Source organism: Solirubrobacter deserti (assembly GCF_027587175.1).
Taxonomy (GTDB): domain Bacteria; phylum Actinomycetota; class Thermoleophilia; order Solirubrobacterales; family Solirubrobacteraceae; genus Solirubrobacter; species Solirubrobacter deserti.
In genome coordinates this window covers 75,254-85,841 of sequence record NZ_JAPCID010000032.1, presented here as the reverse complement: position 1 = coordinate 85,841, position 10,588 = coordinate 75,254, and the positions used below count along the sequence as shown (strand labels likewise).

At 70.4% G+C, this 10,588-nt stretch carries 7 protein-coding genes and 1 pseudogene; 5 read left to right on the top strand and 3 right to left on the bottom strand.

Annotation, left to right across the window (positions count from 1 at the left end):
- Positions 1 to 214 precede the first annotated feature (214 nt).
- The 3 genes and pseudogenes from OJ962_RS21265 to OJ962_RS21255 all read left to right on the top strand — a co-directional run.
- Positions 215 to 1,021 (top strand): annotated as a pseudogene (locus OJ962_RS21265) (alpha/beta hydrolase family esterase); the annotation flags it as partial.
- A gap of 151 nt (positions 1,022 to 1,172) precedes the next feature.
- Entirely contained in the window at positions 1,173 to 5,588 is a 4,416-nt protein-coding gene (locus OJ962_RS21260; RefSeq protein WP_202955059.1) for a family 16 glycoside hydrolase, read from the top strand.
- Between the two features lie 397 nt (positions 5,589 to 5,985).
- Complete coding sequence (locus tag OJ962_RS21255; protein ID WP_202955058.1) at positions 5,986 to 7,671, top strand: MopE-related protein; 1,686 nt, start codon at positions 5,986 to 5,988, stop codon at positions 7,669 to 7,671.
- Here OJ962_RS21255 and OJ962_RS21250 read toward each other — a convergent pair.
- The gene (locus tag OJ962_RS21250) at positions 7,668 to 8,036 is read right to left on the bottom strand and encodes a hypothetical protein (RefSeq protein ID WP_202955057.1); all 369 of its coding nucleotides are present in this window, start codon (positions 8,034 to 8,036) and stop codon (positions 7,668 to 7,670) included. The two genes, OJ962_RS21255 and OJ962_RS21250, sit on opposite strands and share 4 nt — an antisense overlap.
- Positions 8,037 to 8,071: 35 nt before the next feature.
- Complete coding sequence (locus tag OJ962_RS21245; RefSeq protein ID WP_202955056.1) at positions 8,072 to 8,455, bottom strand: helix-turn-helix domain-containing protein; 384 nt, start codon at positions 8,453 to 8,455, stop codon at positions 8,072 to 8,074.
- Positions 8,456 to 8,502: 47 nt separating this feature from the next.
- Between OJ962_RS21245 and OJ962_RS21240 the strand changes: the two genes are divergently transcribed.
- Positions 8,503 to 9,450, top strand: coding sequence for a hypothetical protein (locus OJ962_RS21240; RefSeq protein WP_202955055.1), 948 nt, complete (start codon positions 8,503 to 8,505; stop codon positions 9,448 to 9,450).
- Positions 9,451 to 9,460: 10 nt separating this feature from the next.
- On the top strand, positions 9,461 to 10,207 hold the full coding sequence (fdhD, locus tag OJ962_RS21235) for a formate dehydrogenase accessory sulfurtransferase FdhD (RefSeq protein WP_238931599.1): 747 nt from the start codon (positions 9,461 to 9,463) through the stop codon (positions 10,205 to 10,207).
- Here the strand turns inward: fdhD and OJ962_RS21230 are convergent.
- A complete protein-coding gene (locus OJ962_RS21230; protein WP_202955054.1) occupies positions 10,197 to 10,571 on the bottom strand; it encodes a VOC family protein in 375 nt (124 codons plus the stop codon). The two genes, fdhD and OJ962_RS21230, sit on opposite strands and share 11 nt — an antisense overlap.
- Positions 10,572 to 10,588: the final 17 nt, after the last annotated feature.

Sequence of the window (10,588 nt, the reverse complement as noted above, 5' to 3'; positions counted from 1 at the left end):
CGCCACCCTCCCGGCGCGCGCCCGCGGCGCCGCCGTCCTCGCCGCGCCCGCGCTCGCGGCCCTTGCGCTGCTCGCGCCCGCGCCCGCGTCCGCGCAGGCCCCGCCGGTCACCTGCGACACGCAGGGCGCGGTGGGCACGGCGTAGGCGCCCGGGGTCAACTGCCGCACGGTCGAGCCCGACGGTCACCCGCGGCGCTTTCTCGCCTACCTCCCGCAGACGGCGCCCGTGACCGGCGCCCGGCGGCCCGTCGTGTTCATGTTCCACGGCAGCAGCGGCACCGGCGAGCAGTTCTTCCACTCGTCGGGGTGGCGCGAGATGGCCGATCAGACGGGCCTGGTGGCGGTGTTCCCGACCGGGCTGCGCTACCGCGTGCTGGAGACCGGCCGGCTGACGACCAAGTGGAACGACTTCAGCCTCGCGGCGGAGATCGACACGAACGAGCTCCCGCCCGGATCGGACGCGGGCGCGCCCGTCCCCGCGGACGACGTGTCCTTCGTGGACGCGATGGTGGCCGACCTGCAGGGCGGGCTGCCGATCGACGGCCGGCGGGTGTACGCGGCCGGGTTCTCGAACGGCGCGGGCTTCGCGGCGCGGCTCTCCGTCGATCGCGCCGAGCAGCTGGCCGCGGCGGCCTACTCGGGCGGCGGCGGCATGCCCGCGGGCGCGGCGCCGGCTCGGCCGGTGCCGACGCTCCTGTCACTCGGGACTGACGACCCCAAGGTCATCGACAACGTCGACCCCACGCTGCCCGCGTTGCCGCTCGACCCGGCGCTCATCCTCACCACGCCCGCGCTGAGCGACTTCTTCGGGCTCTACCACGCGGCGTTCGGGCTCGACCCGGCGTTGTACGGCGCGATCGCCGATCCGGGCGTGTCGACCCTGCGCTGGCCGGCGAGCGGCCTCGGAGCGAACGGTGCGCTGCTCAAGCTCGTGATGCTCGAGGGTCTCCGGCACCGGTACCCGGACACCGCGGCGGCCGAGTCCTGGCACTTCTTCGCCGAGCACCGCGCTTCCGCATAGCGCAGGCGCCGGACCGAACACTTGTCCAGCTTCCCGGCTTTCCCCTCATAACTGTCAAAAGTATGGTTGTGGTCCGCTCGAAGACCGGTACTATCGCCCTCGCGCAGTCGATTGTGAGTGCGTAGTCGACCGTCGAGGGGGAGAATCTCGAATGCAGTCAGGTTGGGAGCGCCGGAGCGGCGTGTCCACCATCACCAAGTGGCTTGCACTTCTGTGCGGCCTCGTCGCGCTCCTGGGCGCGTCCGCACCGCTCGCGCACGCGCAGCAGACCGAGCAGGGCGTCACGCAGCGGATCTTCCAGCTGGGCGCCGCGCCCAGTGAGCTCTGCCCGATCAAGCCGGCCCAGACGCCGAACTTCGACGAGCTCAAGCCCACCATCGACTGGGAGGGCGACGCGGCGTTCGGCGGCTTCACCGACAACTTCGTCGTCCACGCGATCGCGACGCTGACCGTCCCGACCGCCGGCAGCTACACGTTCCGCCTGCGCAGCGACGACGGCTCTGAGCTGTTCATCGGCGAGACGAAGGTCGTCGACAACGACGGGCTCCACGGTGCCGAGGACCAGGACGGCACGATCCAGCTGACCGCGGGCACCCACGCCCTGCGCATCAACTTCTTCGAGGCCGGCGGCGGCCAGGAGCTGCGCCTGAGCTGGCGCAAGCCCGGCGACAGCGGCTTCACCATCGTCCCGAACTCCGCGCTGACGACCGACCGCTCCGTGCGCGTCACCTCCCCGGGCACCAAGCAGTGCGAGGGCCAGAACGACACGCCGGGTGACGGCCTGCCGCTCGACAGCGTCAACCCCGCCTACGACCTCGTCAACTTCCGTCCGGCCGACTTCGAGCCGAAGGTCACGGGCCTGGAGTGGATGGGCGACGACCTGCTCGTGCTGACGTGGGGTGACGACGACGGCGACCCGACCAGCATCACCGAGGCCGGCGAGATCTGGAAGCTCTCCGGCGTCAAGACCGCGGCCAACCCGTCCACCGTCACGCGCACCAAGATCGCCGAGGGCCTGCGTGAGCCGCAGGGCCTCAAGATCGTCGACGGCGCGATCTACGTCTCGGAGAAGCACCAGCTCACCAAGCTGGCCGACGCCGACTCCAACGGCACGTTCGAGACCGAGACCAAGGTCGCCTCGTACCCGTTCGACGGCAACTTCCACGAGTTCGGGTTCGGCCTCCTGTACAAGGACGGCTTCTTCTACGTGAACCTGTCCGTGTCGATCAACCTCGGCGGCGCGACCACGATCCCGCAGGGCTCACAGGATCGCGGCACGCACATCAAGATCAGCAAGGACACGGGCGCGATCGAGTACGTCGCGGGCGGCCTGCGCACCCCGCACGGCATCGGCTGGGGTCCCGACAACGAGATCTTCGTCACCGACAACCAGGGCGCGTGGCTGCCGGCCAACAAGCTGCTCCACATCAAGCCGGGCGCGTTCTACAACCACTTCACCACCGAGGCCGACGGCACTCCGGGCCGCTTCGACAACCAGAAGCCGACCCCGCCGGCGCTGTGGCTGCCGCAGAACGAGATCGCCAACTCACCGAGCCAGCCGCTGCTGATCCCGGACGGCCCGTTCGCCGGTCAGATGTACATCGCCGACGTCACCTACGGCGGCATCCAGCGCGCGTTCCTCGAGAAGGTCGAGGGTGAGTACCAGGGCGCGTACTTCCGCCACACGCAGGGCCTGGAGGCGGGTCTGACCCGCATGCTCCTGCAGGAGGACGGCTCGATCATCGTCGGCGGCCTGCACGGCGGCGGCAACTGGGGCCAGAACGGCAAGAAGACCTTCGGCCTCCAGAAGCTGCGCCCGAACGGCACGCAGACGTTCGACATGCAGAAGATGGAGCTCGTCGACGGCGACTTCAAGATCACGTACACCAAGCCGCTGTCGGACGCCACCGCGGCCAACCTCGCCTCCAAGTACACGGTGAAGTCGTGGGGCTACGCGCCGACCGCGCAGTACGGCGGCCCGAAGATCGGCGAGAAGAACCTGACCGTGACGGGCGCGACGCTGTCCGCCGACAAGAAGGTCGTCACGCTCGACATCGCCGGCCTGGAGCCCAACAAGGTCGTCTACGTCCGCTCGCCGCGTCCGTTCGCCGCGGCTGACGGCACCGAGATCCTCAGCACCGAGGCCTGGTACACGCTCAACAAGCTGCCGGGCTACGTCGCTCCGGTCAGCGAGGGCTTCTTCGAGCTCGAAGAAGGCGTGATGGCCGGTGGCGCGAAGTTCGACACCGAGCACGCGGGCTTCACCGGCAACGGCTTCGTCTCCGGCATCCAGACCAAGGGCTCCTCCTCGGTCAAGATCGAGATGAACGCGGGCAAGGCCGGCGACTACCGGATGGCGCTGCACTACGCCAACGGCCCGAACCCGTTCGCGGGCCCGAAGAAGATGACGCTGATCGTCAACGGCACCAGCCGCCAGATCACGCTGCCTTCGACCGGCACGTGGAAGACGTGGGGCTACTACCTCGACACGGTCGCCCTCAAGGCGGGCGTGAATGAGGTCGAGCTCCTGTACGGCGCCGACGACGACGGCAACGTCAACCTCGACAACGTGCGGTTCGCGCCCGCGGGCACGACGCGCCACGAGGCCGAGGCGGGGACGCTGGCCGGCGGTGCCAACGCCCAGACCGAGCACGCCGGTTACAGCGGCCTCGGCTACGTGGGCGGCTATCAGAACCTGGGCGCCAGCACGACGTTCAAGGTCAGCGCGCTGGCCGACGGTGAGGCCGACGTCAAGATCGGCTACGCCAACGGGCCGCACCCGGCTCCGGGCACCAAGCGTCTGAGCCTGTACGTCAACGGCGTGTTCGTCAAGAAGGTCGCCTTCCCGAGCACGGGCCAGTGGAACCAGTACGGCTCGCTGACCGACAAGTGGGTCCTGAAGGCCGGCAGCAACGACGTCATGCTCAAGTACGACCAGGGCGACGAGGCGAACGTCAACCTCGACTACCTCGACGTCACGCAGAACGAGCCGATCTCGTGCGAGCCGCAGGCCGCCAACGACACGTTCGACGGCACCACGCTCAACCGCTGCCGCTGGACGACGATCCTCAACCCGGATCCCGCCGGCTACTCCGTCGCCGACGGCAAGCTCCAGATCAAGGCGCAGGCCGGCGACATCACCGGCGGCACGGTGAGCGCGAAGAACATCATCCTGCAGCCGGGCCCGACCGACGGCAGCTGGGCCGCGACGACCAAGATCTCGATCGACGGCAACAAGGAGTACACGCAGGGCGGCATCGTCGCCTACGCGGGCACCAACGCCTGGGCCAAGGTCGTCGTCATGCGGCGCCCGAACGGCACGTGGACGACCGAGCTCGGCCGCCAGAGCGGCTACGCCAACTCGGACATCCCTGCGAACGCCCAGAAGGCCATCACGCTCCAGATGTACGCGCGCGACGGCCAGCTCCGCGGCCGCTGGTCGATCAACGACGGCCAGACCTGGACGGAGATCGGTGACGGGTTCACCACCTCCGGCCTGGGCTCGCCGAGCATCGGCCTGTCCGCCTACAACGGCACCGGCAGCGAGACCGCCACGTTCGAGCACTTCACGGTCGGCGAGCCGCCTGAGGCCCCGCCGGTCCCGCCGTGCGAGACGCTGTACACGCCGGAAGCGGGCTACGAGATGCTGCTCGACGGCTCCGACGCCATGCTCACCGACAAGTGGCAGTACTCGGGCTCCGGGCGCTTCGTCCGCGAGGGCTGCACGTTCAAGTCCGTCGGCGGGTTCGGCCTGATGTACACCAAGAAGGACTACGACGCGCCCTACTCGCTCAAGCTCGACTGGATGATGCCCGGGGACGACAACTCCGGCATCTTCGTGGGCTTCCCCGACACGGGGGCGAACACGGTCGACACCTCGATCCAGCAGGGTGAGGAGATCCAGATCGACCCGACGGACAACCCCGCTCAGACCACCGGCGCGATCTACCTCGAGCAGGCGGCCGACGCGGCGGCCCGCGACGCGGTGCTCAAGCCGGCCGGCCAGTGGAACTCGTACGAGATCCAGGTCAAGGAGGACCGCATCATCGTGATCCTCAACGGCGTGAAGATCAACGAGTGGGTCGACGACGACGCCGTGTCGGATCTCAAGCAGGGCCGCATCGGCCTGCAGATGCACGGCAACGGCGACGACGTGTTCTTCCGCAACGTGCGCGTCGGCAAGCTCGGCACGAGCGTGTCGGAGGACGTGACGATCGGCAGCGACGTGGCGCCCACGCTGTCCCTGCAGCTCCCCGCTCCGACGACCAACTGGACGTTCCTTCCGAACGTGGAGAAGACCTACGAGGCCACCACGGAGGCCAAGGTCACCAGCACCGCCGGGGACGCGACCCTGAGCGTCTCGCCCTCGCCGGCGTTCCTGTCCAACGGCGCGTACACGCTGTCGGAGCCGCTGCAGGTGTCGATGTCGAAGACGACGTGGACCGGCCCGGTGTCGAACGACCCGGTGGCGATCACGTTCAAGCAGCACATCGGCGCCAACCAGCCGCTGCGCACGGGCAACTACACGAAGACGCTGACGTTCACGTTGGCGACGACGAACCCGTAGTCAGCCCCCACCCGTAACGTCGAAGGGCCGCCATCTGGCGGCCCTTCGTCGTTTAAGTCGCGCGCCCGGTCATGTTGGTGCCACGGGAGCAAGTGCTCTGCCAATTGAGCTACAAGCGGACGTGATCCGCCTGGTGGGACTCGAACCCACAACCCCTCCGTTATGAGCGGTAACCCGCGAGCGATCGGCCCGGGCGCGTCGCTCACCGTAGAGCACTGCGCCGCGCCCGATTGACGGGGTCCGGGTTCGAGTCCCGATACCTCACCATCCTCAAGGAAGGCGTACCGCCCGGACCTCGAGGCCGGCGAACCGCCCGTCGCGGACGTACATCCAACGTCGGACCAAGCAGCACCGTTCGAGGGAGTTGGCCGGACGATTCGGTCCGTACGTTGGCGCGGTGCGCCGAGTTCTCCTCACCATCCTCGCGGGCGTCGCGCTCGCCGTCTGCGCGGCCGCTCCGGCCTCGGCCGTCGAGCTGCGCGTGTCGTCGAGCGTCTCCGGCTCGGGTTCGATCACCGACTTCGCGCCGTGCGCGGCGCCCGCGCACCGGCCGAACGGCGCGTTGACCGCGTGTGGGACCGCGGCGCTGTCCACCCCGCCGCAGATTCCGGCGCTCAGGCAGATGCGCGCGGTCCCGCAGAGCGCCGGACGGTGGGTCTTCGACCACTGGGAGGGCTGCCCGAACCCGGTCGGCGAGGTCTGCCAGATCAGCATCGTGCACCAGGGCACGGTCAACTACGCCATCACCGCCGTGTTCCGCGACATGGGCGGGCCGCTGCTCAGCCAGCCCGCGGCGACGTACTCGACGACCGACGACCGCACCGTGACGATGACGTGGACGGCGGATGAGCCCGCCGCGGGGTTCACCTGCTCGGTCGACCAGGCGCCGTTCAGCGCCTGCGGGAACGGCACGCAGACGGTGACGGTGGGGGAGGGCAACCACACGTTCCGCGTGCGCGGCACCGACCTCTCCGGCAACGAAGGGGACATCAGCGCCGAGCGGACGTTCCGCATCATCGACACCGCGCTGCTCGAGCAGCCGGCCGCGTTCTCGAGCGTCAAGCAGCCGTCGTTCACCTTCAGCTCGCTCACCGGTGTGGACTTCGACTGCTCGCTCGACGCCCAGCCGTTCACCGCCTGCGGCAAGAAGGGCCCGGACGGCCGAGTGAAGCTCACGCTCGCGCAGCCGCTGGCGGACGGCAAGCACACGCTCCGCGTGCGGGCGCGCGACAGCGGCGAGTTCGATCGCGTGCCGGCCACCTACTCGTGGACGGTCGACACGGTCGCGCCGACCGTGGCGCTGTACCCGACCTCCGGCCCGGGTGAGGGCGCGCTGCAGGCGGTCAACCGCGAGACGTTCACCTTCGCGGCCAACGAGGACGCCACGCTCGAGTGCCGCCTCGACGCGGCGCCCTTCGCGCCGTGCGCGACCGGCTTCGTGGCCGAGCGCCTGGCCGCGGGCCCGCACCGGTTCGAGGTGCGCGCGACCGACCGCGCCGGCAACGTCGGCGCCGCCGCCGCCCGCACCTGGTCCGTCGCGGCCTCCGACAGCGACAGCGACGGCTTCAACGCGCTGATCGACTGCAACGACGGCGACCCGGCGATCCGGCCCGGCGCGATCGAGGCGCCCGACAACGCCGTCGACGAGAACTGCGACGGCATCGTCGGGGCCACGCCGCCGCCCGCGCCGACACCCGCGCCGCCCGTCCTGCAGAGCGCCGATACGGAGCAGGTCGTCGTGACGCTGGCGTTCTTCGCCCACGCGACCAAGAAGACGACCAAGCTCTCGACGCTGCAGGTCAAGAACGTGCCGCTCGGCGCCACGGTCACGGTGACGTGCGCGGGCAAGGCGTGCCCGAAGGGCCTCAAGGGCAAGGGCTTCACGAAGAAGAACGCGTTCGGCACGGTGTCGCTGAAGCCGTTCATCGCCAAGCCGTTCCGGGTCGGCGACGCGATCACCGTCACGGTCTCCAAGCCGGGCGCGATCAACGCGGTCAAGGTGCTCACCGTGCGCGCGGCCAAGAAGCCGCAGATCGCGACGCGCTGCCTGCCGCCGGGCGCCGCGAAGCCCGTCGCCTGCTAGTTGGTCGGCTGCACGCGCCCGGTGGAGAAGCCTTCGCCGGGCACGTAGCGGACCGGCACCGAGAGCTGCTCGCCGGAGTCGAGATCGGCGATGCAGTTGATCTCGACCGCCGCGAGGTCCCAGTTGATGCGCGGCCGGACCGGGCAGGACACGTCCCGCACGGGCTGGCCGTCGCCGATCGCCTCGCGCACGCGCTGCTCGGCGCCGGCGACGTCGAAGTCGCGGACGGCGTCCCGCAGCCGCTCGGCGTCGCGTGCGCCTTCTCGGGCCTGGTCGACGTTGTCGCGGATTTCGGCCGCGTCCTCGCCGCACCCGACGAGGGCGACGGCGCAGAGGGCGATGACGGGCAGGGCGATGAGCTTCACGGTCACCACCGTATGAGGCGAACATGAACCGATCCTCACGGTGCGAGCCGGCGAGCGAACGCCAGCAACTCCGCCCGCTGCGCGCCAGACGCCGCGTCGTAGAGCGCGAGCAGCTCGTCGCGACCGCGATCCCACAGCGCAGCGGGCACCGCGTCCCACTCCGCGCCCTCGTCGACCCGCGCGGCGAGCAGCGCTTCGAATTCGGCCCGGTTCGAACCCAGGGCCTGCAGCATCACGTCGAGCTTGGCCTTGGAGGGCGTGCGGGTCGCCGACTCGCACTGCGCGAGGTAGACGGCCGAGACCTGTCCCTGCGCGCGCGCCGCGACCTGCGCTCGCGACAGGCCCGCGCGTGTGCGCAGCTGACGCAGTGCTGCCGGGAGCCCCGGGTGCTCGTAGCGGTCGATCGGATAGCGGGCCAACGCCTCAACGACTATAGCATTACTAGATTGATGCTATAGTCGCCGACATGGCTCGCCTCGACGTCGAAGTCCGCAACGACTCGCTGCACATCGGCGAGCGCTTCTCGGTGTCCTTCATCCGGACGCTGCGCATCCCCGACGACGGGCGGACCTACCCGCTGCCGGCCGGGCTCGGCCGGTTCCCCGTCGCGCGCATCCAGGATCACCGCGACCGCGTGCCCGCCGAGTGGCGCGAGCACGGCGGCGTGATGATCCCGATGTACCAGCGCGAGGCGCTGTGGCTGAACTTCGGCGGCGCGCACCACAAGCCGAACGCGGTGAAGGTCGGCGTGGGCAAGGTCGACGCCCTCACCGGCGCACCGTTCACGATGGCGCTCGACGGCGCGCGCCAGAACTACCTGGTGGCGCCGCAGCAGCCGTGGCTGGACGGCATCAACGCCGGCGACGGCATGATCCGCCAGTTCGTCGCCATGCCGCTGGGCAGCGGCTACACCGTCGAGGGCCAGGTCACGGGCGAGGAGCGCTTCGGCGGCATCCAGCTCGTCTGCTTCGAGCCCAAGCCGGGCCGGTTCCCGGAGCCGCCGCCGGTGACCTACGCGGCCGCCGCCGAGATGGCGGGCGCGCCCGCCGCGGCGCCGGCGGCCGACGTGCGCCAGCGGGCCGGCGGCGTTCGCCGGGGCACGGAGATGGGCCTGGGCGCCGGCGGACGCATGCAGCAGAAGCTCTACGAGGACCCGTTCGGCGTCGACGCCTGGGACGCGGACACGTTCGGCCGCTGCTTCATCCACATCGTCAACAGCGAGACCTGGCGCGAGATCACCGGCGAGCCCGTGCCGCCCACGCCGGTCACGGCGGACGCGTACAAGGCCCACGGCCACCCCTGGTTCGGGCTCTACGACGAGCATCTCACCGACATCCCCGCGTCCGACACGCTCGGGGCCGTCAAGAGCGTCGGCGAGCTCGACGCGGGCAAGGTGACCGACGGCACGTGGTAGACCAGGTGCGATGAGCCTGACCCGCCCCGTCGAGCACGACGGGATCTCCGACGAGGTCGCGATCGAGGAGCCGCTCGAGATCCGCGTCGACGGCGCGCCGCTGGCCGTGACGATGCGCACCCCCGGCCACGACGAGGAGCTGGCGCTCGGCTTCCTGTACGGCGAGGGCCTGATCGACGGGCCGCGGGAAGCCGGGCCGACGGCGGACTTCGCCGGAAACATCGTCGAGGTGGCCGGGCCGCTGACGCGCGACCCCGCGGCGCGCTCGTTCTACACGACGTCCTCGTGCGGCGTGTGCGGGAAGGGCGCGCTGGAGGAGGTCGCCGTGCACGCGGCGCCGCTGCCGGCCGGTCCGGTGATCGCCCGCCCGCTGCTCGCCGACCTCCCGGAGCGGCTGCGCCAGCCGGGGTTCGAGCGCACGGGCGGGCTCCACGCGACGGGCCTGTTCTCACCCGCGGGCGAGCTGCTGGCCGTGCGCGAGGACGTCGGGCGCCACAACGCGATGGACAAGGTGATCGGCCGCACGCTGCTGGACGGCGGCCTTCCGCTGCACGGACGCGTGCTGTGCGTGAGCGGGCGGCTGTCGTTCGAGCTGGTGCAGAAGGCGGCCGTGGCCGGGGCGCCGATCCTGGTCGGCGTCGGCGCCCCCACCTCGCTCGCGATCGCGCTCGCGGCCGATCGCGGGCTCACGCTCGCGGGCTTCGCGCGTCGCGGCGGCGTGAACGTCTACACGGGCGAGGAGCGCGTCAGCTCTTAGGCGCGTAGCGGTGGTGGAGCGTGAGCGGGTTGCCGTCCGGATCGGCGAAGAAGGCCTGGTGGCAGACGCCCGAGTCGAGGATGTCGCCGCGGAACTGCACGCCGGCCTCCTCGAGCCGCTTGCGCGTGGCGGCGACGTCATCGACCTGCAGCGCGACCATCGTGCTGCTCGGCGTCCACTCGTAGCCGAACGCGTCGGGCTGCATCACGGCGAGCGTGAGGTTGCCGGCCTGAAACTCGGTGCCCGGCATATTGCCCCACCTCTTCAGGAACGGCAGCCCGAGCGTCTCGCCGTAGAACTTCACGGCCGCATCGTGGTCCTTGGTCTGGATGGCGACGAAATCCACGCCGGTGATGTCGGTCATGCGCGTAAGACTGCACG

What these genes read in the sequence shown, in the direction of transcription:
- OJ962_RS21260 (WP_202955059.1), top strand. Translation starts at nt 1,173, where the DNA reads ATGCAGTCAGGTTGGGAGCGCCGGAGCGGCGTGTCCACCATCACCAAG.
- OJ962_RS21240 (WP_202955055.1), top strand. Translation starts at nt 8,503, where the DNA reads ATGGCTCGCCTCGACGTCGAAGTCCGCAACGACTCGCTGCACATCGGC.
- fdhD (WP_238931599.1), top strand. Translation starts at nt 9,461, where the DNA reads ATGAGCCTGACCCGCCCCGTCGAGCACGACGGGATCTCCGACGAGGTC.
- OJ962_RS21230 (WP_202955054.1), bottom strand. Translation starts at nt 10,571, where the DNA reads ATGACCGACATCACCGGCGTGGATTTCGTCGCCATCCAGACCAAGGAC.